The 22,391-nt window shown below is 67.5% G+C and carries 18 protein-coding genes; 11 read left to right on the top strand and 7 right to left on the bottom strand.

Annotated elements, in window-relative coordinates; translation table 11 throughout:
- Positions 1–166: 166 nt before the first annotated feature.
- On the bottom strand, positions 167–562 hold the full coding sequence (locus C8J24_RS04905; protein WP_107930703.1) for a glycine zipper 2TM domain-containing protein: 396 nt from the start codon (positions 560–562) through the stop codon (positions 167–169).
- A gap of 205 nt (positions 563–767) precedes the next feature.
- On the opposite strand from C8J24_RS04905, the gene C8J24_RS04900 reads away from it, so the two are divergent.
- A complete protein-coding gene (locus C8J24_RS04900) occupies positions 768–1,802 on the top strand; it encodes an esterase-like activity of phytase family protein (RefSeq protein WP_244180418.1) in 1,035 nt (344 codons plus the stop codon).
- Between the two features lie 238 nt (positions 1,803–2,040).
- Here C8J24_RS04900 and rpmB read toward each other — a convergent pair whose 3' ends face one another.
- Positions 2,041–2,331, bottom strand: coding sequence for a 50S ribosomal protein L28 (gene rpmB, locus C8J24_RS04895; protein WP_031395040.1), 291 nt, complete (start codon positions 2,329–2,331; stop codon positions 2,041–2,043).
- A gap of 227 nt (positions 2,332–2,558) precedes the next feature.
- Between rpmB and C8J24_RS04890 the strand changes: the two genes are divergently transcribed.
- Both C8J24_RS04890 and C8J24_RS04885 read left to right on the top strand, forming a co-directional pair.
- Entirely contained in the window at positions 2,559–2,792 is a 234-nt protein-coding gene (locus tag C8J24_RS04890; RefSeq protein WP_031395039.1) for a hypothetical protein, read from the top strand.
- Between the two features lie 79 nt (positions 2,793–2,871).
- A complete protein-coding gene (locus C8J24_RS04885; protein WP_031441085.1) occupies positions 2,872–3,303 on the top strand; it encodes a nucleoside deaminase in 432 nt (143 codons plus the stop codon).
- 512 nt (positions 3,304–3,815) lie between these two features.
- On the opposite strand, the gene C8J24_RS04880 is transcribed toward C8J24_RS04885, so the two are convergent.
- The gene (locus C8J24_RS04880) at positions 3,816–4,490 is read right to left on the bottom strand and encodes a YiaD family glycine zipper/OmpA-like lipoprotein (protein WP_056406963.1); all 675 of its coding nucleotides are present in this window, start codon (positions 4,488–4,490) and stop codon (positions 3,816–3,818) included.
- A gap of 140 nt (positions 4,491–4,630) precedes the next feature.
- On the opposite strand from C8J24_RS04880, the gene C8J24_RS04875 reads away from it, so the two are divergent.
- Both C8J24_RS04875 and C8J24_RS04870 read left to right on the top strand, forming a co-directional pair.
- Positions 4,631–5,932: a hemolysin family protein gene (locus C8J24_RS04875; RefSeq protein ID WP_056406965.1), complete on the top strand. Its 1,302-nt coding sequence runs from the start codon at positions 4,631–4,633 to the stop codon at positions 5,930–5,932.
- A 485-nt stretch (positions 5,933–6,417) separates the two neighbouring features.
- The gene (locus C8J24_RS04870; RefSeq protein ID WP_107930701.1) at positions 6,418–6,678 is read left to right on the top strand and encodes a hypothetical protein; all 261 of its coding nucleotides are present in this window, start codon (positions 6,418–6,420) and stop codon (positions 6,676–6,678) included.
- A 61-nt stretch (positions 6,679–6,739) separates the two neighbouring features.
- Here C8J24_RS04870 and C8J24_RS04865 read toward each other — a convergent pair whose 3' ends face one another.
- The gene (locus tag C8J24_RS04865; protein ID WP_107930699.1) at positions 6,740–7,576 is read right to left on the bottom strand and encodes a hypothetical protein; all 837 of its coding nucleotides are present in this window, start codon (positions 7,574–7,576) and stop codon (positions 6,740–6,742) included.
- A gap of 134 nt (positions 7,577–7,710) precedes the next feature.
- Entirely contained in the window at positions 7,711–8,982 is a 1,272-nt protein-coding gene (purD, locus tag C8J24_RS04860) for a phosphoribosylamine--glycine ligase (protein ID WP_107930697.1), read from the bottom strand.
- Here purD and xseA point away from each other — a divergent pair.
- The 3 genes from xseA to C8J24_RS04845 are packed head-to-tail and all read left to right on the top strand — an operon-like array spanning position 8,981 to position 11,518.
- The gene (xseA, locus tag C8J24_RS04855; RefSeq protein ID WP_420894093.1) at positions 8,981–10,444 is read left to right on the top strand and encodes an exodeoxyribonuclease VII large subunit; all 1,464 of its coding nucleotides are present in this window, start codon (positions 8,981–8,983) and stop codon (positions 10,442–10,444) included. The two genes, purD and xseA, sit on opposite strands and share 2 nt — an antisense overlap.
- A gap of 31 nt (positions 10,445–10,475) precedes the next feature.
- Entirely contained in the window at positions 10,476–10,676 is a 201-nt protein-coding gene (locus C8J24_RS04850; RefSeq protein WP_031441717.1) for a DUF2093 domain-containing protein, read from the top strand.
- Positions 10,676–11,518, top strand: a complete 843-nt coding sequence (locus C8J24_RS04845) for a M23 family metallopeptidase (RefSeq protein ID WP_478212559.1) — start codon at positions 10,676–10,678, stop codon at positions 11,516–11,518. Before C8J24_RS04850 ends, C8J24_RS04845 begins: the two co-directional genes overlap by 1 nt.
- A 15-nt stretch (positions 11,519–11,533) precedes the next feature.
- On the opposite strand, the gene C8J24_RS04840 is transcribed toward C8J24_RS04845, so the two are convergent.
- Positions 11,534–12,070 (bottom strand): hypothetical protein, encoded by a 537-nt coding sequence (locus C8J24_RS04840; RefSeq protein ID WP_107930694.1) that lies wholly within the window; start codon positions 12,068–12,070, stop codon positions 11,534–11,536.
- 349 nt (positions 12,071–12,419) lie between these two features.
- Here C8J24_RS04840 and C8J24_RS04835 point away from each other — a divergent pair, with 349 nt between their 5' ends.
- On the top strand, positions 12,420–15,515 hold the full coding sequence (locus C8J24_RS04835; RefSeq protein WP_244180416.1) for a TonB-dependent receptor domain-containing protein: 3,096 nt from the start codon (positions 12,420–12,422) through the stop codon (positions 15,513–15,515).
- 403 nt (positions 15,516–15,918) lie between these two features.
- Complete coding sequence (locus C8J24_RS04830) at positions 15,919–18,954, top strand: TonB-dependent receptor domain-containing protein (protein WP_107931459.1); 3,036 nt, start codon at positions 15,919–15,921, stop codon at positions 18,952–18,954.
- 73 nt (positions 18,955–19,027) lie between these two features.
- Here C8J24_RS04830 and clpB read toward each other — a convergent pair whose 3' ends face one another.
- A complete protein-coding gene (clpB, locus tag C8J24_RS04825) occupies positions 19,028–21,607 on the bottom strand; it encodes an ATP-dependent chaperone ClpB (protein ID WP_107930690.1) in 2,580 nt (859 codons plus the stop codon).
- Positions 21,608–21,777: 170 nt separating this feature from the next.
- On the opposite strand from clpB, the gene C8J24_RS04820 reads away from it, so the two are divergent.
- Positions 21,778–22,179, top strand: a complete 402-nt coding sequence (locus C8J24_RS04820; protein WP_107931458.1) for an acyl-CoA thioesterase — start codon at positions 21,778–21,780, stop codon at positions 22,177–22,179.
- Positions 22,180–22,391: the final 212 nt, after the last annotated feature.

Below are 22,391 nucleotides of genomic sequence, written 5' to 3'. Positions count from 1 at the left end.
GCCACCCGCCGGCCGGTCGAGGGTGCGCGACTTTGCGCGACCCTCGACGAACACGAGGCCGGCCCCCTGTGGGGGACCGGCCTCTGCCCTCGATACGCTACGCGAGGGAACTGGGGGAACTGGGTGGCGCGGGTGCTCGGCTTGGCGAGCACCCGCGCTGTCGCGCTTAGCGGCGGCAATACCGGGGATTGTCCGACTTATCGATCGCGTTGCCGGCGAGGCCGCCGCCGGCGGCGCCGAGCAGCGCGCCGATCGTGCCGTTGCCGCGACCGGCAACCGTGTGGCCGAGCAGGCCGCCGGCGAGGGCGCCGACGATCGTGCCGCCGGTATTGTCGCAGCCGCGACGGTTGTTGCGGTCGTTGCGGTAGTTGTAGCGGCGGTCGTTGCCGCGATATTCGCGGTCATAGCCCCGGCCGTTATAGCCACGGTCATAGCCGCGCCCGTCGTAACCGCGGTCATAGCCGCGCTCGTAACCGTAGCGCTGCGCCTCGGCGGCGACGGGGACCAGGGTCGCGGTGCCCATTGCGAGCGCGCTGACGGCGAGGGTGAAGGTCTTGAACATCAAACGTCTCCCATTTGGGACCTGGGGGAGTGCGCCGGTGGCGGGCCCTTCGATCCTGATGACAGCCTTATGGTCGAGTCGGATTGAGCCGAGCCTGAATGCGTTCGTTATCAACGGTTCAGGCGCGACTCCGGTCCCGCGCCCTATCGCGCGCGCCTGACTGGAAGCGGGTGCCCCCGGGCGCGGCAGCGGCTATGGGGCGGGCGTGCGGCGTATCCCGACCCTGTTGTTCGTGCTGGCGAGCGTGCACCTGCTGGTGCCCGGATGGAGCGGCACGTCGCGGCTCCCGCTGCTGGGCGCGGCGGCGGACATGACCGCGACGCGGGTGCGGATCGATCCGGCCGATCCGTCGCGGCGGCGGCTCGGCGGGCTGACCTATCTGGGCGGGGTGGTGCTGCGCAGTCGCGATTCGGCGTTCGGGGGATATTCCTCGATCGCGGTCCGTCGCAGGGCTTCGCGGACACAGGTGACGCTGCTCAGCGATGGCGGGAATATCGTCCGCTTTCATATCGGTGACGACTGGCGGCCCGCGGGGATCGGCTTTGCCGCGCTGCCGGGTGGTCCCGGGCAGGGCTGGTCGAAGCGCGACCGCGACAGCGAATCGCTGACGATCGATGCCGCGACGGGGACCGCCTGGGTCGGGTTCGAATATTGGAACGCGGTCGGGCGCTATGCCGCAGGGGCCGACGGCACGCTGCTGGCGCGATTTGAGGGGATGGTCCGGCCGCGGGCGATGCGCGAATGGCCCGATAACGGCGGGCCCGAGAGCATGGTGCGGTTGCGCGACGGGCGATTCGTCGTGCTGTCGGAGACCGCGCGGCCGCGGGTGCGGACGAGCGCGGGCGGGGTCGGGCGCGGGACCGGGCGGCGGGGGCTGTTCTTTGCGGGTGATCCGCTGACGGCGCGCGGGGTGGGCTTTATTTATGTGCCGCCGGCGGGGTTCAGTCCGGTCGATGTCGCCGAGCTGCCTGATGGGCGGCTGATCGTGCTCAATCGCGCCTTTGCGGCGCCGTTCGCGTTTTCCAACGCTGTTACGGTGATCGAATCGGGGGCGATTCGGGCGGGGGCGGTGGTGCGCGGGCGCGAGATCGCGCGGCTGGCGGCACCGCTGGTGCATGACAATTTCGAGGGGATCGCGGTGGGGCGCGAGGGGGGCGACACGGTGGTGTGGATCGTGTCGGACGACAACGAGACCGTGCTGGAGCGGACCCTGTTGCTGAAGTTTCGGCTGGAGGGGTAGCGGGGGGCGAGCGGGGTGGCGGTGTCTCGACTTCGCTGGACACGAACGGGAGGGGGTTGCTCGATACGAACGGGAGGGGACGGTGCGCCGGGCGGGCGGTGTCTCGACTGCGCTCGACACGAACGGAGAGGGAGGTGGAACGGGTTCGGCGGCGGGTTTCGGTGCGGCGGGCGCACAAACGCCGACGGCCCGCGCTCCGGTAGGAGCGCGGGCCGGGGCCGTGTCGCAGTCGCGCGGGTTAGGCGGCGGCGGCGATCTTCTTGACGACGTCGCGCTTCAGGCGGCGGGCCTTGAGCGAGAGCTTGTCGTCCGAGGTCTTGACGAGCCAGTTGTCGAGGCCGCCATTATGCTCGACCGAACGCAGGCCGTGCGTCGAAACGCGGAGACGAACGCTCTGCTCGAGCGAGTCGGAGATCAGCGTGACGTTCTGCAGGTTGGGCAGGAACGTACGCTTGGTCTTGTTGTTGGCGTGGGACACGTTGTTCCCGACCATCCGGCCTTTGCCGGTCAGTTCGCAAATGCGCGACATCTGTCTACCTATCAAGTGTCGGGAGGAACCCCGGAAAGGCGCGCGGATACCCGGCAAGCGCGGCCGCGTCAACCGATTCACCCGTTTTTGCCGATCGGTGCCCACGCGGATGCGGCGAACGGGGCGGCAGAGCGGGGCGTGCAACCGCGCGGGGTTGATCGACGTTGTTACGCCATCGAACCGGTCGACGCCCGCCATGGGGCGTGGCCTTATATAAGGGGAATTCCATGCGTACGCTCTTGTCTCTGGTCGCGATCGCGCTGCTCGCCGTCGTCGCTCTGATGTATTTCGGGATCATCAACATCGACCAGACGCGCGCCGGCGCGATCCAGACGCCGAAATTCGAGGCGGACGTCGCCAAGGTGCGGCTGGGGACCGAGACCAAGACGGTCGCGGTGCCGACGATCTCAGTCGACAAGCCGGGGACCGCGGCGGACAATGGCCAGGTGCCCGCCAACTGATCCGCGCCCGCCCTGCCCTGCGGCTTTACCTGATGGGGAAGGCAGGGCAGGGCGGGGCATGTTTCCGATCCCCGACCCGATGCGGCGCGCGCTCGACGCCGCGCGCGATGCCGCGGCGGCGGGCGAGGTGCCGGTCGGCGCTGTCGTGGTGCGTGCCGGGCAGGTGATCGCGACCGCGGCCAATGCGCCGCGCGCGCTGTGCGATCCGACCGCGCATGCCGAGATGCTCGCGATTCGCGCGGCGGCCAGGGCGCTGGGGCGGGACCGGCTGGAAGACTGCGATCTGTGGGTGACGCTCGAGCCGTGCGCGATGTGCGCGGGGGCGATCGCACACGCCCGGATCGCGCGGCTCTATTATGGGGCGGCGGATGCGAAGGGCGGCGCGGTCGAGCATGGGGCGCGGTTCTTCGGGCAACCGACATGCCATCATCGGCCTGAGGTGTATGCGGGGATCGGGGAGCGGGAGGCCTCGGGGTTGCTGACGGGGTTTTTCCGGGAGCGGCGTCCGTAGAAGAAGAATGGGTTCGCGCGGAGACGCGGAGGCGCGGAGGGGGTGCATCCGGCGCTTCGGTCGGGAGACCCTGACCTTTTGCGCTGCCGGATCTGATCGGGCGGTCGCTTCGCGGCGTCCACACCGTCTCCGCGTCTCCGCGCCTCCGCGTGAACCAAACTTCTTCTGTCTTGTGGCGCGTGCTCGTCCTTCCGGCTGGCGCCGGGGCGCAGGGCCATGCGGGTTTGCGCTTGTGACCCTGGGTCGCGGCCTTCGCCGGGATGACGGGGTGATTAAGAAGAAGGGGTTCGCGCGGAGGCGCGGAGGCGCGGAGGGGGTGCGTCCGGCCTTTCGGTCGGGAGACCCTGACCTTTAGCTCTGCCAGAGGTGATTGGGTGGTCGCTTCGCGACGTGCACACCCGCTCTGCGTCTCCGCGCCTCCGCGCGAACCCCTGTCTTCTGCTGCCGGTCCGCCCGCACCCTGGGTCCCGGCTTTCGCCGGGATGACGGAGGGGGCGGGCGGAGGGGTGGAGTTAGCGGAGGTCGTTCTGGGTGATGGGGACGATCTTGACTTCGACGCGGCGGTTGGCGGCGCGGCCGGCGTCGGTGTCGTTCGAGGCGATCGGCTGGCTTTCGCCGTAGCCGCGGGTGCCGATGCGGGCGGACTGGACGCCGTGGCTCGACAAATAATCCGCGACCGAGGTCGCCCGGCGCTGCGACAGGGTCTGGTTGTAGGAGTCGCTGCCGGTCGAATCGGTGTGGCCGTACACGTCGATATAGGTCTGGTTATACTGGCCGAGCGTCGAGGCGACCTGGTCGAGCGTGCGCTGGAACTGCGGCTGCACGGTCGCGCTGTCATAGGCGAAGGTGATGCCCGACGGGATGTTGAGGACGAGGTCGTCGCCCTGGCGGATCACCTGGACGTCGGTCCCTGCGGTGCGCGCGCGCAGATCGCGCTCCTGCTTGTCCATGTACGCGCCGACGCCCGCGCCCGCGAGGCCGCCGATGCCGGCGCCGAGCAGCTTCTCGGTCCGGTCGTTGCGCCCGCCGACGATGTCGCCGAGCAGATAGCCGCCGAGTGCGCCGCCGATGCCGCCGAGCGCGGTCTTCGAGATCGTCCGCTGGCCCGTCTCCGGATCGGTCGTGCAGGCCGACGTCGTGACGAGTGCGGCGAGCGCTGCGCCGATGAATATACCCTTGGCCTTCATGTCTCTGTCCCTTTTGATCATGCCGCAGATAACCCGGCATATTCGGCGATTGTTCCACCTGCGCACTGAACGCCCGATGACGATAAGTGTCGAGACCGGTTGTGAAGCGCGCGAATGTGCGCCAAGAGACGATCGAGCCAATGGCACCGCTTCCCCCCTTCCCCTGGATCGACGTCGCGATCATCCTCGCGCTCGTCGCGTTGAACGGCGTGTTCGCGATGAGCGAGCTTGCGATCGTGTCGTCGCGGCGTGCGCGGCTCGATGCGCTGGCGCGGACCGGGCGCAAGGGCGCGAGCGCCGCGCTGCTGCTCGCCGCCGACCCCGGCAAGTTCCTCTCGACCGTGCAGATCGGCATCACGCTGATCGGGATCCTCGCGGGCGCCTATTCGGGTGCGAGTCTGGGCACGCCGACCGCGGCGCGGCTGCAGGCACTGGGGCTGAGCGCGAGCACGGCGGAGACCGCGGGCTTTGCGATCGTCATCGGCCTGACCACCTATGCCTCGCTGATCATCGGCGAGCTGGTGCCCAAGCAATTCGCGCTGCGATCGCCCGAGACGATCGCCGCGTTCATGGCGCGGCCGATGCGCTGGCTGGCGATCATCACCGCGCCGATCGTGTGGGTGCTCGATTCGACGAGCGCGCTGATCTTCAAGGCGCTGCGCCTCAACCGCGAATCGGAGGAGCATGTCACCGCCGAGGAACTCCACCTGATCGTCGCCGAGGCGTCCAAGTCGGGCGTGATCGAGGAGCATGAGCGCTCGATCATCTCGGGCGTGGTGCGGCTGGCCGACCGGCCGGTGCGCGAGGTGATGACGCCGCGGACCGATATCGACTGGCTCGACTGCAACTGGGATGCCGACGAGATCCGCGACACGCTGCTCGCGTCGCAGCATACCCGGCTGCCGGTCGGCGACGGGTCGATCGACCGGGTGCGCGGCGTGGTGCAGGCGCGCGACATCGCCGCTGCGCTGTTCCGCGGCGAGCCGCTCGACCTCAACGTGCTGATGCGCAAGGCGCCGGTGGTGATCGACCAGATCGACGCGATGGACGCGCTGATCGCGCTGCGCCAGGCCGAGGTGCCGATGGCGCTGATCCATGACGAATACGGGCATTTCGAGGGGATCGTGACCCCCGCCGACCTGCTCGCGGCGATCGCGGGCGAGTTCAAGTCGGACGCGGACCCCGATGATTCGCCGTCGGTGGTGGTGCGCGACGACGGCTCGCTGCTGGTCGCGGGCACGATGGCGGCGGATGCGCTGGCCGACCGGCTGGGCATCGACCTGCCCGAGGACCGCGATTACGCGACCGTCGCAGGGCTGGCGCTCGCGGTGTTCCGCCACCTGCCGGGCGAGGGCGAGAGCTTCGTCGAACAGGGGTGGAAGTTCGAGATCGTCGATCTGGACGGGCGACGGATCGACAAGCTGCTCGTCAGCGAGGTTTGAGGCTGGCGGGGTGGTGCGAGGCTTGGAGGTTTTGCATTGCTGTAAAGCAGCAACGCGGCCGGTCCGTTGACGCCCATTCTCAGACATTTGGCATCTACTATGACTTGCCTGATAGCCGCCACTCGTTCAGCATAACCCGATGGACCCCCAAGGCAATACACTTCGAAATATCTACTTAACTATATCACTGGCTTGGCTAGGATTGACACCATTAGTTTGGCTCGGGATTGGTTTCGGAGGGCTCGAAGCATTTACAAAACCAGATAATGACTTAGCTAGGATGATCGGCGGCGCATTTGTAGGCTTGCCTATCCTCGTCTTGTTCCTGTGGATTGCTGATACGGTCAGGCGAAGAACACGGCGTTGATGCAGGTGTACTAAACGCCATCTGCCTCCCATAAGCGGACAGGCCTCTCTCCACCAATTCCGGCCGTTCCCCTCACGCCCAATTGCAGACACTCGCTGATAAGCGCAAACGGGCGCTCATGAAGATGCCGTTCCTGCTTTCGCTACTGCTACCCCGTCAACGCACAACCGAAGCGAAGGCGCGCGAAGCGATCATAGATTGCGGCATCAACCCGGATGAGATCACGTGGCGCGTAGGTGATGACGGTTCTTTTGCGTTCGGCAGAAAACATCCCGAGGCAGACGGCCTGACTGACGATCAAACCCAGCGCATCCTCGATTGGGCGTGTCGCGAGCGCATCAAGCTGGGCTTCATCGCTTGGGAAACCAGATCTTCCTAACGTCCACTGTCCACCAAACCCAGCCATTCGCGATGCAAAACGCTGACGCGCGGCCTGCGCGTCAGAGTTTGCCGAAGACCGCTTCGAAGCTGGGCTTGTCGCCGGCGGCGAGGAGGCGGGATTGTTCGATCCAGCGGTCGCGGCCCATGCGGCCGGTGAAGGCGCCGAGCTGCGCGTCGATGTTCTGCGCTTCGGTTTCGGAGAGTGCGGCCATGTCGCCGACGGTGGTGACGCCCAGTTCCGCGAGGCGGGTGGCGACCTTGGGACCGAGGCCCTTGAGCTGGGTGACGGGGGCGGCTGCGTGGTCGACCGTCGGGGCTGGAGCCGGGGCCGGGGCGGGTGCCGGGGTGGGTGTCGGAGTGGGGGCTGGCGCCTCGGTCGGGGTGGCGGCTTCGGCGGCAGGGTTGGCGTCGAAGCTGGCGGCGGCGATCGGTTCGTCGGACAGCGGCGCGGGGGCCGGCGCGGGAGCGGCAGCAGCAGGCGCGGGGGCGACTGGCTGCGGTGCAGGCGCGACCGGGCGCGCGACCGGAATCGGGGCGGGGGTCGGTATCGGGGCGGTCTGGACCTGCGACTGGCTGGGCGCGGGAGCCGGTTTCGCGGCCGGCTTCGGGGTTGAGGCCGGGGGCGTTTCGGGAGCTGGGGCGGCGGCGGGCGTCGGCGCGGGGGGCAGATCGGGGGTCGGCTCGGGTGCGGGTTCGACGCCGGCTTCGCGGGCGTTGGCGATGACGTCGCGCGACGCCTTTTTGCGGCTGCGCTTGGCCTTGATGCCCCAGAGCAGCCCCGCGATCACGAAGAGCGCGAGCACCGCGATGATCGCGAAATGGATCGTCGTCAGCGTGGTGATGCCGTCGGGGAGCAGGCTGTCGCCCGAGGCGGACGTCGCGGAAGTTTCGTTCATTTGCCTATAGTAGCGGGGTGGGTCGGGGGGGGCGAGACTTAATGCGTGGTTCTCGGCGCTATCGCTGGTGGTGTGGTTGGGGATGCGCCCCACCCCAACCCCTCCCCTGAAGGGGAGGGGCTTTTTGTTTGGGGTTACCTCGTAAGTTCGCGCCAGCCTATGTCGCGGCGGTAGAAGCCTTCTGCGAAATCGATCGCCTCGACCGCGCGGTAGGCGTTGGCCTGCGCGGAGGCAAGGTCGTCGCCGGTGGCGGTGACCGCGAGGACGCGGCCGCCGGCGGCGACGAGGCCGCCATCCTCGAGCCGGGTCCCGGCGTGGAAGACGGTGCCGCCCGCCGCGCGCGCCGAATCGAGGCCGATGATCGCGCCGCCGGCTTTTGGCGTGCCGGGATAACCCTCAGCCGCCATCACCACGGTCAGCGCGGTGGCGTCGCTGAAGCGGGCGGGGGGGAGGTCGGCGAGGCGGCCCTCTGCGACCGCGAGCATGGTCGCGATCAGGTCGCCCTCGAACCGCATCATCAGCACCTGCGTCTCGGGATCGCCGAAGCGCGCGTTATATTCGATCAGCTTGGGGCCCTGCGCGGTGAGCATGAGGCCGGCATAGAGGACGCCGCTGAACGGGATCCCGTCCGCCGCCATCGCCGCGACGGTGGGCGCGACGATCTCGTCGAGCGCGCGCTGTTCGAGCGCGGCGGTGAGGACGGGGGCGGGGCTGTACGCGCCCATGCCGCCGGTATTGGGGCCGGTATCGCCCTCGCCGACGCGCTTGTGATCCTGCGCCGAGCCGAACGGCATCAGCGTGGTGCCGTCGGTGAGGACGAAGAGGCTCGCCTCCTCGCCTTCGAGGAATTCCTCGATCACCGCCTCCGCCTCGCCGTCCGCGAACAGCGCGTCGAGCGCGGCGTCGGTCTCGGCGCGGGTGAAGGCGATGACGACGCCCTTGCCCGCGGCGAGCCCGTCGGCCTTGATGACCACGGGCAGCGAGAAGGTGCGGGTGAGCGCGATATCGGCATCGGCGCGGCTCGCGACGCGGACATAGCCCGCGGTCGGGATACCGGCGCGCGCGCACAGATCCTTGGTGAAGCCCTTCGACCCTTCGAGCTGGGCGGCGGCCCTGGACGGACCGAAGACGGGGATGGCGGCGGCGCGCAGGCTATCGGCGAGGCCGTCGACGAGCGGTGCCTCGGGGCCGATCACGACGAGGCCGATGGCCTTTTCGCGGACGAAGGCGACGACGGACGCGTGATCCGTCGCATCGAGACGCACGAGCGTCGCAAGGCTGGCAATGCCGGGGTTGCCCGGCGCGGCATAGAGCGTATCGAGGCCTGGAGAAAAGCTGGCCGATTGCACCAGCTTCCACGCGAGCGCATGTTCGCGGCCCCCCGAGCCCAACAGCAGGACGTTCATGCCCGATCCCTTTTCCGATGACGTCGTGTCCAGCGACATGCTGGCGAGCGATATGGGGCGGCTGGTAGCCGAGCCGGTCGCCGGCGACAACGCACTCGCCATGTCGGTCGGCGAACTCGCGTTCAAGCTGAAGCGGATGGTCGAGGGCGAATTCGGCCATGTCCGCCTGCGCGGCGAGATTTCGGGGTGGAAGCGCGTCGCGTCGGGGCATTGCTACATGGCGCTGAAGGACGATCAGGCGGTGATCGACGGCGTGATCTGGAAGGGGAGCGCGGCGCGGCTCGCCTTCGTGCCGCAGGACGGCGTCGAGGTGATCGCGACGGGCAAGCTGACGACCTATCCCGGGCGGTCGAAATACCAGATCGTGATCGACCGGATGGAGCTGGCGGGCGCGGGCGCGCTGATGGCGCTGCTCGAGAAACTGAAGGCGAAGCTCGGCGGCGAGGGGCTGTTCGACGCGGGCCGTAAGAAGCCGCTGCCGTTCATGCCGCAGATGATCGGCGTGGTCACGTCGGGGACGGGCGCGGTGATCCGCGACATTCTCCACAGGCTCGAGGATCGCTGTCCGACGCATGTCATCGTCTGGCCGGTCAAGGTGCAGGGCGAGGGATCGGCGGCCGAGATCGCCGCGGCGGTGCGCGGTTTCGATGCGATCGCGCCGGGCGGACCGGTGCCGCGCCCCGACCTGGTGATCGTCGCGCGCGGCGGCGGGTCGGTCGAGGATCTGTGGTCGTTCAACGAGGAGGTCGTGGTGCGCGCGGTCGCCGCCTGTTCGATCCCGATCATTTCCGCGGTGGGGCACGAGACCGACACGACGCTGTGCGACTATGCCGCTGACCTGCGCGCGCCGACGCCGACCGCGGCGGCCGAGATCGCGGTGCCGGTGCTCGCCGACCTGCGCCTCACGATCGACAGCCATCGCAACCGGACCGAGCGGTGCGCGCGGCGCTATGTCGAGCGCGGGCGCGAGCGGCTCGACGCGCTGGCGCGGCATCTGCCCAAGCGCGACCAGCTGCTCGGGCCGCAGCGGCAGCGTGCGGACGATGCCGGGCAGCGGCTCGACCGCGGGCTCGAACGGCGGCTGACGCTGGCGCGCGGGAGCCTCGACCGGTCGGGCGCGGCGTTGCGGCCGGCGACGCTCGAACGCAAGCTGGAGGGCGCGCGCGCACGGCTCGATGCGACGTGGCGGCTGGTCCAGTCGCTCAACCCCGATGCGATCCTCGACCGCGGCTATGCGCGGGTGACGTCTCGGGCTCCGGGGGGCACGACGCTGGCGTCGTCGGCGGCGGCGCGTGCAGCGGGCGCGCTGACGCTGCATTTCCGCGACGGGATGGTCGACGCCACCGTCGATGGCGGTGACAGCGAGGTCGCCGCCAGGCCGAAGCCGGTCAGCCGGCCGACGCCGTCTGCCGCCCCGTCCGCTGCCTCCGGTGCCGCGCCGCGCCAGCCGACCCTGTTCTGATCCTTCCCCCTGTGACGACGAGAGAAATCCGATGCTGATGTCCAATTCCGACCGCGCCGCCAAGCTGCATTACATGGCGAACGGCTTTCGCGTGCTGAGCCCGGGGGATCATGTCGTGTGCGCGGTCACCGGCCACCGCATCCTGCTCGAGGATCTGCGCTACTGGAGCGTCGAGCGGCAGGAGGCCTATGCGACCGCGGCGGGCGCCGCCGAGGCGATGAAACCGCGGTGATCCGCGGACTGCTGTTGCCGTTGGCGCTGCTCGCTTCGGGTGGCACCGCGCAAACCGTGCCGAGCCCGGTCGCTGCGGCGGCGACGGGGTTCGTCTGGACCGGGACGCTGAGCCAGGGCGGGCTGATCCTGGGCACTGCGCCTGCGGGGACGCGCGCGCTGACGCTCGACGGGCGGGCGGTGACGGTCGCGCCCGATCGCCGGTTCGTCGCGGGGTTCGACCGCGATGCGGGGACGCAGGCGATGCTCGTCGCGACGCTGGCGGACGGGCGCGTCGTGCAGCAGCCGCTGGGAATCGCGGCGCGCGGCTGGGACATTTCGCGGCTGTCGAGCCTGCCCAAATATCCGGTCCCCGCGCCCGAATTCGCGCGGATCCGGCCTGGCGAACTGGCGCAGATCGTCGCGGCGCGGCGGATCGCAGCGGTGTCGGACGGCTGGCGGCAGGCGTTCGTCTGGCCGGTGACGGGGCGGATCTCGACGCTGTTCGGGTCGCAGCGCGTCTATGCCAATGGCGAGGCGGGGTCCTATCATTCGGGGATCGACATCGCGCGGCCGACCGGGACGACCGTGGTCGCGCCCGCGGACGGCGTGGTGATCCTGGCGGCGGACCACCCGTTTACGCTGGAGGGCAATCTGCTGATGATCGACCACGGCATGGGGCTGAACAGCGCGTTCCTGCATCTGTCGCGGATCGACGTGAAGCCGGGCGACCGGGTGACGCAGGGCCAGCCGGTCGGCGCGGTCGGGAACAGCGGGCGTGCGACGGGGCCGCATCTCCACTGGAGTTTGCGCTGGGGGGACGCGAAGCTCGATCCGTTGCTGGTGGCGGGGGTGATGAAGTAAGAGCGCGCGCGACGTCTAGTTGAGGCGGCGGACCTTGACCGCGGGCTGACCGCCGACGCTCATCCGGAAACTGCCGAGTGCGGCGCGCTTGATGACGACCGCGTCCTTCGCGCGCGGGCGCCGGGCGATCACATTGTCGTCGGTCTGGATCCAGCGCGCGCCGTCGGCGAGCTGGAAGCGCCAATGGCCGGAGTCGTCGACCGACGCACCCGCGAGAACCGCCTCGATCTGCGGCAGGTCCTCGGCCTTGCCGAGCAGGCCCGTCTCGGGAAGCGCGATGCCGAATACCGCGCGCCGCGTCTCGCGGACCTGCTGCTGATCGATGATGACGATCGTCCGGTTCGCTTCAGCCTGTTCGAGCGCGGCGACCGAACGGTCGAAACAGGCGAGCCGCGCGGCGGTCTCCGACAGCGTGCGGCACTGGGTGAGCGCGACCAGCACCGGCGCGCGTGCGCCGCGGGGCGACCCCGCGGTCGCAGCGGACGGCAGGCCCGCGATCAGCAGGGCGGTGGTCAGCAGGCCGGCGGCCGCCCGTCGTGTCGATATGTGCATGTCCGTGTCATCCTCGTATCGGCTTCGGCAATCCGGGGCCGATCCGGGGCGGGGGCGCGCAGGGCCCGCCATCCCCGGATTATCCCCTTTGATTCCTTCGAAAAACCCGCCGCAGGGCGCCGGATTCGCGATGTTGCCTTTTTGTAACAATGGTACGTCAATGCGATGATCCGTTACTATTTTACAATTTTATTTTGGACAAAAGCGCTGCCGTTTGCGTAACCGGCCCCCAGTCAGTGCGCCGGAGCGCGCCGCAACACATCGCGTCAGTCATCACGGATCGACGGCGCGAAAGGGGAATGAATACATGCGGAATCATATGTTTCGGGATTGCCTGCTCGCGTCCACGATGATCGCGGGCGCCGTCGTCGCGCTGCCGGCAGCGGCCCAGACCGCACCGGCTCCTGCACCGGCAGCCGAGCCGGCTCCCGCACCGCAGAGCACCACCAGCGACGACGGCGCGGCAGCGACGACCCCGGCAGTCTCGAACACGCCGAGCGAGGATCCCGCTGCAGCCGGGACCGCCGCGGGTACCGACATCGTCGTCACCGGATCGCGTATCTCGAACCCCAACCTGACCTCTGCCAGCCCGATCACCGTGGTCAACGCGGCGGACATCAAGCTGCGCGGCGCGACGCGGATCGAGGACGTGCTCAACAGCCTGCCGGCGTCGTTCGCGACGCAGACCTCGTCGGTGTCGAACGGGTCGACCGGTACGGCGACGATCAACCTGCGCAACCTGGGTGAATCGCGCACGCTGGTGCTGATCAACGGCCGCCGCCTGATGCCGGGCAACCCCTCGTCGAGCAGCACCGCGAGTGCGGCCGCCGACGTCAACATGATCCCCGCCTCGCTGATCAAGCGCGTCGACGTGCTGACCGGCGGCGCCGGTTCGGTCTATGGGTCGGACGCGATCGCGGGCGTCGTCAACTTCGTGCTCGACACCGATTACGAAGGCTTCAGCGTCGACGTGTCGGGCGGCATCAACAACCACAACAACCGCAGCGAGCGGTTCCAGGCGCTGTCGGCGGCAAGCGGCTATCCCGCGCCGAGCGGCCAGGCGTTCGACGGCACGCAGTTCGACATCAACTTCAAGGTCGGCGCGGCAACCAGCGACGGCCGCGGCCATGTCGTCGGCTATGGCGGCTATCGCAAGATCGGCGCGATCCTGCAGGGGTCGCGCGACTATAGCTCGTGCGGGCTGAACGCGCCGTCGGGCAATGTCGGCAACGATTATGTCTGCGGCGGATCGGCCACCGCATTCCCGGCGAACTTCACGCTCGGCGATGCGACCGAGGGCGGGCCGCCGACCGGCTATACGCTGAACGCAGCAGGCCAGCTCGTCGCGGGGCGGACGCTCTACAACGCCAACCCGCTGAACTATTACCAGCGTCCGGACACGCGCTACACCGCGGGCTTCCTCGCCAAGTATGAAGTCAGCGACGCGTTCAAGCCCTATGCCGACTTCATGTTCATGGACGATCGCTCGGTCGCGCAGATCGCGCCGTCAGGTGATTTCAACAACACGACGGTCCTGAACTGCAACAACCCGCTGCTGTCGGCGGCGCAGGTCTCGACCTTCTGCCGTGCGTCCAACCTGGTGACCGACGCCAATGGCGCGGTGGTCAACCTGACCAACCCGGACGGCTCGCAGTATCAGCAGGCGAAAGTCCGCATCGGCCGTCGCAACGTCGAGGGCGGCGGGCGCCAGGCGGATCTTCGCCATACCCAGTATCGCTTCGTCGCGGGCGCGACCGGCGATATCGACAAGGGCATCTCGTACGAGGCCTATGGCCAGTTCGGCAGCACCGTGTTCAGCCAGGTGTATCGCAACGAATTCTCGATCTCGCGCACCACGCGCGCGCTCGACGCGATCACCGACACGCGTCCCGGCTCGGCGACGCTCGGCCAGGCGGTCTGCCGCTCGGTCGTCGACGGCACCGATCCGAACTGCGTCCCGCTCAACATCTTCGGCGCGGCCGGGATCACGCCCGAGGCGCTGAACTATGTCCAGACCCCGGGCTTCCAGTCGGGCGAGAACAAGGAAACCGTCCTCAACGCGAACTTCACCTTCAAGGGCGCCGAATACGGCGTGCAGTCGCCGTTCGCGAGCGAGGGCATCGCGCTGAACGTCGGTGGCGAGTACCGCAAGGAATCGCTGAGCCTCGAAGTCGACAACGCGTTCCTGAGCGGCGATCTGGCCGGCCAGGGCGGCGCGACGCTGCCGATCCGCGGCAGCTACACCGTCAAGGAAGTGTTCGGCGAAATCCAGGTGCCGCTGGTCAGCGACCGCCCGTTCGTCAACGAGCTGACGGTCAATGGCGGCTATCGCTATTCGAGCTACAGCACCGCGGGTTCGGCGCATTCGTACAAGGGTGAGCTGGTCTGGGCGCCGATCTCCGACGTCCGCTTCCGCGGCGGCTACAACCGTGCGGTCCGCGCACCGAACACGCAGGAGCTGTTCGCGCAGCAGTCGGTCCAGCTCGACGGTGCGACCGATCCCTGCGCCGGCGCCGCGGTCAACGGGCTGGTCAACGGCAACACCGCCGCGCAGTGCGCGCTGACCGGCGTTCCCGCGAACCGGTTCGGCCTGATCGCCGCCAACCCGTCCGAGCAGTATAACGGCCTGCTCGGCGGCAACCCGAACCTGCGCCCCGAAAAGGCCGACACGTTCACCGCGGGCGTGATCCTGCGGCCGTCGTTCCTGCCGGGCTTCAACCTGTCGGTCGACGGCTTCCGCATCAAGCTGAAGGACCGGATCGGCGTCGTCGGCGCGGACACGATCATCGCGCAGTGCCTCCAGACCGCGGACGACCAGTTCTGCGGCGCGATCAACCGCGATGCCAACGGCACGCTGTGGCAGGGCAATGCGGGCTTCATCGTCGACACCAACGTCAACGCAGGGTCGCTGACCACGCAGGGGATCGAGACCTCGGCGGGCTATACCTACCGCTCGGACAGCATCGGCACGATCGGGCTGTCGTTCAACGGCACCTATGTCGACAAGTTCACGTCGGACAAGGTCGGCACCAAGTTCGATTGCGCGGGCCTGTACGGCGCACAGTGCGGCTATCCGATGTCCAAGTGGCGTCACCAGGCGCGTCTGTCGTTGACCACGCTGGGCGGCATCGGCCTGTCGGGCAACTGGCGCCATCTGTCGGCGACCAAGTTCGAGCGGACCAGCGGCGATGCCGATCTGGCCGGCCCGTTCTTCGCCAATGACGGCCGCGTGAAGGCGCAGGACTATTTCGATCTCGCCGCCACCATCCGGGTCGCGGACAAGGTCACCTACCGCCTCGGCGTCAACAACGTGCTCGACAAGACGCCGCCGATCCTCAGCGCGACGGCGTCGCCGATCGGCTCGTTCGGCAACGGCAACACCTATCCGGGCATCTATGATGCACTCGGCCGGTACCTGTTCGTCGGCCTGACGATCGACATGTAAGCGATCCTTTCGGACGCGATATCGGGGGGCGGCGGATCATGGATCCGCCGCCCCTTTTTTTGGTTCGGGCGGCCGGTCCGGGGTGACGCTGAAGCCCGGACCAAGGCCTCGCCGAGCGCCTGTCGCGGGTGCGACGTGAAAACGCCTTTGCCTAATTATTATGCGTAGCGATGATCTGCTGTCGGAAAAAGCAACAGATTGTAAGAAAAAGCACCAGTGATTGTGTCTTTTTCGCTACACGAGATTGCCAAAGCATTCGGCCGCCCGGATGCATTCTTTACAGGATGCGACAGCACCTCCATCCCATCGCCATGTCCTTCGGGGTCGTGCTTCGGCGCGATGAAAGGGGCGGAAAATTGCCCGGCGTACCGCGATGCGGGCGACCGGGTTCAAGCGAGGGATCATGATGACCAGCATTTCGTTGACCAAGAAGGCGCTCCTGCTCGCGGCTGCGACGCCGTTCGCGTTCGCCATGGCGGCGCCGGCGTTCGCGCAGCAGGCGACGCCGCCCGAGCAGAACGGTGTCCCGTCGAGCGACGTCGCCGCGCAGAACCAGCCTGCCGCCGGCGACGAGATCGTCGTCACCGGATCGATCATCCGCGGTACCGATACCGGCATTTCGCCCGTCACCACGCTGACCACCGAAAATCTGGATTCGCGCGGCATCAACACGGTGCAGGCCGGCATCCAGGCGCTGTCGTCGAACAACGGCCCGGCGCTGACCAACTCGTTCACCGCCAACGGCGCATTCGCCGCGGGCGCGTCTTCGGTGTCGCTGCGTGGCCTGTCGACCAACTCGACGCTCGTGCTGTTCGACGGCCTGCGCGCCGCCTATTACCCGCTGTCGGATGACGGATCGCGCAACTTCGTCGATCTGAACACCATCCCCGACGACATCGTCGAGCGCATCGACGTGCTGCGCGACGGCGCATCGTCGAGCTACGGTGCCGATGCCATTGCAGGCGTGGTCAACGTGATCACCAAGCGCAAGTTCAACGGCATCAGCGGTCGCGCCGAGGCCGGCATCTCCGAGAACGGCAACAACGCCAACCAGCGGCTGACGCTGACCGCGGGTACCGGCGACCTCGACGAGAAGGGCTACAACGCCTATGTCAGCGGCTTCTATTTCCGCAACGAGGGCGTGTACCAGCGCGACCTGCCGGCGCCCTTCAATTCGGACAACCTGACCGGGATCTGTTCGAACCGCACCGGCACCACGCAGTGCGGCCCGAACAACACGGCGAACGGCCTTGACGCGAACGGCGCCCTCAACGGCTTCGCGATCGGTACGGGCAATTTCTACGTCCGTCCGGCCGACGCCGCGAACACGGTCGCATCGGGCCGGTACCAGCTGCTGAACCCGGCAGCGGGCTGCCTCAACGGCACCCCCTACAACCCGACCGCCGCGCAGCTCGCCACGCCGGCGAACGTGACGACGCCGACCACGGTCTGCCAGGTCGACAACACCAACAAGTACGACATGGTGACGCCGAACATCGAGCGTTTCGGCGGCTCGGCCCGTTTCAGCGCAAAGGTCGGTGCCGACTCCGAGGCATATCTGCTGGTCAATTTCGCCCAGTCGGCGAGCAACTATACCGGTCGTCCGTCGGTCATCCGCGGTAACGCACCGGCCGGCATCCTCTCGCCGCAGTTCTCGACCTCGCAGGCGCAGACCGCCGCGCTGGCCGCGGGCTCGGGCGTGCTGGCATTGCCGGTCTATGTCTGCGCCGCGCGCGTGAACTGCGGTCCGACGAACGGCACGCTGAACCCGAACAACCCGTTCGCGGCACAGAACCAGGTCGCCCGCCTCGTCGGCGCGCTGCCCGACACCGTCACGCAGAACGAGACCCGCAGCCGCGTGTACCGTGCCGCATTCGGCCTCAAGGGCACGGTCCTCAACGGCTTCGACTATGACTTCAACGCAACGGCGATGCACACCGACCTGCGGGTGAAGACCAACGGGTATGTTTATATCCAGAACCTGCTCAACGTCATTGCCGACGGCAGCTACAACTTCGTCAACCCGGGCCTCAATACCCAGGCGGTGCGCGATTATCTGACGCCCGAGAACATCACCGACACGACGTCGGATCTCTATCAGGCGCAGCTGACCGTCCAGAAGTCGCTTGCCACGCTGCCCGGCGGCGACCTGCGCGTCGCGGTCGGTGGCTCGATCTTCTACGAAGCGGTCGACGCGCCCAGCGCGAACGACGACTATAACGGCGCGACGCAGCGGTACTTCACGCTGAACGCCTTCGGTACCAAGGGTAACCGCACGGTGAGCTCGGCCTTCGCCGAAATCAACGCACCGGTGCTCGACGTGCTGACGCTCAACGGTTCGGGTCGCTACGATCACTATTCGACCGGGCAGAGCAACTTCTCGCCGAAGGTCGGCGCGATCTTCACGCCGCTCCAGCAGGTCACGGTGCGGGGTACCTATTCGCGCGGCTTCCGTATCCCGAGCTTCGGCGAGGCGAATGCACTGCCGACGACGGGCTATGTGACGCAGCAGATCTCGGCGATCCCCGATGCGTTCCTTGCCCAATATGGCGCAGGCTGTTCGCAGGCGACCCCGACGGCGTGCCCGGCCTATCTGACGTCCTACTCGATCGGACAGACGACGCTGGCATCGCCGGAGCTGAAGCCCGAAAAGTCGCGCAGCTTCACCGGCGGGGTCAAGTTCGACCCGATCCGCAGCGTGTCGCTGACCGTCGACTACTACAACATCAAGAAGACCGGTGCGATCACGACGCCGGACAATTCGGCCGCGATCGCAGCCTATTATGCCGGTGCCGCACCGGTTGCCGGGTTCGAGGTCATCGCCGACGCACCCGACGTCAACAACCCGAACGCGCGTCCGAAGATCGCCTTCGTCCGCTCGCAGCTGATCAATGCCGACACGATCAAGTCGTCGGGCATCGATTTCGGGATCAACGGCGCGTATGACTTCGGTCCGGTCAAGTGGACGTCGAACCTGAATGCGAGCTACATCATCGAGCTCAGCACGACGATCGACGGCGAGAAGCAGCGCTATGAGGGCACGCTCGGCAACTTCAACCTGACCGCAGGGTCGGGGACGTTCGAGTGGAAGGGCAACTGGCTCAACACGTTCGACTTCGGCGACTTCGCGGTCAGCACCACGGTCAACTACACGTCGGGCTATGACCTGTCGGCGACCGATCAGGGCGACCAATACAAGGATTGCGGCCAGGCTGCCGTGTACAACGACTGCCACGTGAAGAGCTACATCACGGTCGATGCGAACGTGAACTTCAAGGTCACCGACAAGTTCAGCTTCTACGTCAACGCGCTGAACCTCTTCGATCGCCTGCCGCCGGTCGATACCGTCACCTATGGCGCGTATCTGTACAATGCGATCCAGGGTGGCGACGGCATCTTCGGTCGTCAGTATCGTGCAGGCGCGAAGTTCAACTTCTAAGCCGATACCCACGCGACAATTCGGGGCGGCTCCTTCGGGAGCCGCCCTTTTTTTGTGCCTGCCGTTCGGGGGCTCACCCGACCGCCAGCACCAGTTTCCCGTCGCCCTCGTCGATATGGACGGTGGCGCCGTCCTTGACCTCGCCGCGCAGGATCATGTCGGCGAGCGGGTCCTGGAGGTAGCGCTGGACCGCGCGTTTGAGGGGGCGGGCGCCGTAGACGGGGTCGTAGCCGACGCGGCCGAGCCAGGCGCGGGCGGCTTCGGTGAGGTCGAGCGTGATCTTGCGGTCGGCGAGCAGCTTGTCGACGCGCGACACCTGGATGTCGACGATCGGCGCCATGTGCGCCTGGCCGAGACGGTGAAACAGGATCACCTCGTCGAGCCGGTTGAGGAATTCCGGGCGGAAGTGCGACCGGACGATCTCCATCACCTGCGGTTCGACCGACGACACGTCGTCGCCCTCGGCCATGTTGGCGAGATACTGGCTGCCGAGATTGCTCGTCAGGATGATCAGCGTGTTGCTGAAATCCACCGTGCGGCCTTGGCCGTCGGTCAGGCGGCCGTCGTCGAGCACCTGGAGGAGCACGTTGAACACGTCGCCATGCGCCTTCTCGACCTCGTCGAACAGGATCACCTGATAGGGACGCCGGCGGACCGCCTCGGTCAGCACGCCGCCCTCCTCATAGCCGACATAGCCTGGAGGGGCGCCGATCAGCCGCGCGACCGCGTGCTTTTCCATGAACTCGCTCATGTCGATGCGGACCATTGCTGAGGGATCGTCGAACAGGAATTCGGCGAGCGCCTTGGTCAGCTCGGTCTTGCCGACGCCGGTGGGTCCGAGGAACAGGAAGCTGCCGAGCGGCCGGTTGGGATCCTGAAGCCCGGCGCGCGCGCGGCGGACCGCGGTCGAGACGGCCTTGACCGCATGGGCCTGGCCGATGACGCGCTTGCCGATCGTCGCCTCCATCGCGAGCAATTTGTCGCGCTCGCCCTGGAGCATCCGTTCGACCGGGATGCCGGTCCAGCGGCTGACGACGCCGGCGATGTCGTCGGCATTGACCTCCTCGCGCAGCATCGCGCCCTTGGTCGCGCCGGCGGCCTCGTCGAGCTGGCGCTGCAGGCCGGGGATCGTGCCGTAGGAGAGCTCGCCCGCGCGCGCGAGATCGCCCGAGCGTTGCGCCTGATCGAGTTCCAATCGCGCGGCGTCGAGCTGTTCCTTCAGCCGCGCCTCGGCGTTGATCTTGTCCTTCTCGCCCTTCCAGCGCGTCGTCAGCTCGGCGGACTGTTCCTCGAGATTGACGAGATCGCCCTCGAGCGTGTCGAGCCGGTCGATCGACGCCTCGTCGGTCTCGCGCTTCAGCGCTTCGCGTTCGATCTTGAGCTGGATGATGCGGCGGTCGAGGTTCTCGATCTCCTCGGGCTTGGATTCGACCTCCATGCGGATCCGGCTTGCGGCCTCGTCCATCAGGTCGATCGCCTTGTCGGGGAGGAAGCGGTCGGTGATGTAGCGGTTGGACAGCGTCGAGGCGGCGACGATCGCGCCGTCGGTGATGCGGACGCCGTGGTGGAGCTCGTATTTCTCCTTCAGGCCACGCAGGATCGAGATCGTGTCCTCGACGGTGGGTTCGCCGACCATGACGGGCTGGAACCGGCGCTGGAGCGCGGGGTCCTTCTCGACGTACTTGCGATATTCGTCGAGCGTGGTCGCGCCGACGCAGTGGAGCTCACCGCGTGCGAGTGCGGGTTTCAGGAGGTTGCCCGCGTCCATCGCGCCTTCGGATTTGCCCGCGCCGATCAGCTGGTGCATCTCGTCGATGAACAGGATGACGTCGCCCTCGGCGGCCTTCACCTCGTCGAGCACGCCCTTCAGCCGCTCCTCGAACTCACCGCGATATTTCGCGCCCGCGATGAGCGAGCCCATGTCGAGCGACATCAGGCGGCGGTCCTTGAGCGTGTCGGGGACGTCGCCGTTCGCGATGCGCAGTGCGAGGCCTTCGGCGATCGCGGTCTTGCCGACGCCGGGTTCGCCGATCAGCGCGGGGTTGTTCTTGGTGCGGCGGGCGAGGATCTGGATCGTGCGGCGGATCTCCTCGTCGCGGCCGATGACGGGGTCGAGCTTGCCGTCGCGTGCTGCCTGGGTGAGGTCGCGCGCGAATTTCTTGAGCGCGTCATAGCGGTCCTCGGCGCCCGCAGTGTCCGCGGTGCGGCCCTGGCGGACGCTGTTGATCGCGGTGTTGAGCCCCTCGGGCGTGACGCCGCCGGTCTTCAATGCCTTGCCCGCGGCGGTGTTGAGCGAGAGCGCGAGCGCGACGAGCAGCCGTTCGACGGTGACGAAGCTGTCGCCCGCCTTGGTCGCGATCTGTTCGGCCTGGTCGAGCACGCGGACCGCGTCATTGTCGATCCCCGGCGTGGTCTGCGCGCCCGAGCCCGAGACGGCGGGGATCTTGGCGAGCGCGAGGTCGGTCTCGGCGGTCGCGCGCTTCGCGTCGCCGCCCGCGGCCGCGATCAGCCCCGCGGCCATGCCCTGTTCGTCCTCGAGCAGCGCCTTCAGCAGATGCTCGGGCGCGATCCGCTGATGGTTCATGCGGATCGCGACGGTCTGCGCGGACTGGAGGAAGCCTTTCGCGCGGTCGGTGAATTTGTCGATGTTCATGGGCGTATCCCTGTGATCTTCGGCCAGAGATGGTGTTGTATTTAGGCAACACAAGAGGGCGGCGTTGCATCATGCTAGGGGCAAGCGCGGCGGGCCGGAATAGCGTTTATTGTCGGTGTCGAAGCAGCGTCGTCATCGCTATAAGCCCCCGCCCATGCTATATGGGTGGGGTGTCAACAGCCATTCCCCATATCTACGCCATCGGCATCGAGCCGGCCGACATCGACTTCATGGGTCACGTCAACAACGCGAACTATCTGAAGTGGGTACAGGCCGCGGTGATCGATCACTGGCAGCGGCTCGCCCCGGCCGAGGCGGTGGCGGGGCATTTGTGGGTCGCGCTGAAACACGAGATTACCTACCGCAAGCCGGCGTTTCTGGACGACGACGTGATCGCGACGGTGCTGCTCGAAAAGGTGCAGGGCGCGCGGGCGTTTTACGAGACGATCATCAAGCGCGGCGAGGATGTGCTGGCCGAGGTGAAGTCGAGCTGGTGTTGCCTAGATGCGGAGACGCTGCGGCCTTCGCGACTGGCGAGTCATGTGGTGGAGCGGTTCTTTCCGAAGGATTGAGGGGCCTAGACCCGCCGTCATTCCCGCGGAGGCGGGAAGCCAGACTGGCTGGCCTTTGTGGGTATCGCCGTGGTTTGCCGGTCTGGATCCCCGCCTTCGCGGGGATGACGGGTTTTAGGGCTGAGTGCGGTCGTCGGTCTGGGGTCGCTCGATTGTGGTGAGCGGTCAGCCATATACACCACCTCCCCGGCGGAGGCCGGGGCCCAGGTGGG

It is taken from the genome of Sphingomonas aerolata (assembly GCF_003046295.1).
GTDB classification, from domain to species: domain Bacteria; phylum Pseudomonadota; class Alphaproteobacteria; order Sphingomonadales; family Sphingomonadaceae; genus Sphingomonas; species Sphingomonas aerolata.
The sequence above is the reverse complement of the archived record's forward strand: the minus strand, read 5'-3'. Positions and strand labels throughout refer to the sequence as shown.

Bases quoted from the DNA above. Each gene is read 5' to 3' on its own strand.
- C8J24_RS04835 (WP_244180416.1), top strand. From the start codon at position 12,420: ATGATCGCGGGCGCCGTCGTCGCGCTGCCGGCAGCGGCCCAGACCGCA.
- C8J24_RS04850 (WP_031441717.1), top strand. From the start codon at position 10,476: ATGCTGATGTCCAATTCCGACCGCGCCGCCAAGCTGCATTACATGGCG.
- xseA (WP_420894093.1), top strand. From the start codon at position 8,981: ATGCCCGATCCCTTTTCCGATGACGTCGTGTCCAGCGACATGCTGGCG.
- rpmB (WP_031395040.1), bottom strand. From the start codon at position 2,331: ATGTCGCGCATTTGCGAACTGACCGGCAAAGGCCGGATGGTCGGGAAC.
- C8J24_RS04840 (WP_107930694.1), bottom strand. From the start codon at position 12,070: ATGCACATATCGACACGACGGGCGGCCGCCGGCCTGCTGACCACCGCC.
- clpB (WP_107930690.1), bottom strand. From the start codon at position 21,607: ATGAACATCGACAAATTCACCGACCGCGCGAAAGGCTTCCTCCAGTCC.
- C8J24_RS04830 (WP_107931459.1), top strand. From the start codon at position 15,919: ATGATGACCAGCATTTCGTTGACCAAGAAGGCGCTCCTGCTCGCGGCT.
- C8J24_RS04880 (WP_056406963.1), bottom strand. From the start codon at position 4,490: ATGAAGGCCAAGGGTATATTCATCGGCGCAGCGCTCGCCGCACTCGTC.
- C8J24_RS04890 (WP_031395039.1), top strand. From the start codon at position 2,559: ATGCGTACGCTCTTGTCTCTGGTCGCGATCGCGCTGCTCGCCGTCGTC.
- C8J24_RS04885 (WP_031441085.1), top strand. From the start codon at position 2,872: ATGCGGCGCGCGCTCGACGCCGCGCGCGATGCCGCGGCGGCGGGCGAG.
- C8J24_RS04870 (WP_107930701.1), top strand. From the start codon at position 6,418: ATGAAGATGCCGTTCCTGCTTTCGCTACTGCTACCCCGTCAACGCACA.
- C8J24_RS04875 (WP_056406965.1), top strand. From the start codon at position 4,631: ATGGCACCGCTTCCCCCCTTCCCCTGGATCGACGTCGCGATCATCCTC.
- C8J24_RS04905 (WP_107930703.1), bottom strand. From the start codon at position 562: ATGTTCAAGACCTTCACCCTCGCCGTCAGCGCGCTCGCAATGGGCACC.
- purD (WP_107930697.1), bottom strand. From the start codon at position 8,982: ATGAACGTCCTGCTGTTGGGCTCGGGGGGCCGCGAACATGCGCTCGCG.
- C8J24_RS04865 (WP_107930699.1), bottom strand. From the start codon at position 7,576: ATGAACGAAACTTCCGCGACGTCCGCCTCGGGCGACAGCCTGCTCCCC.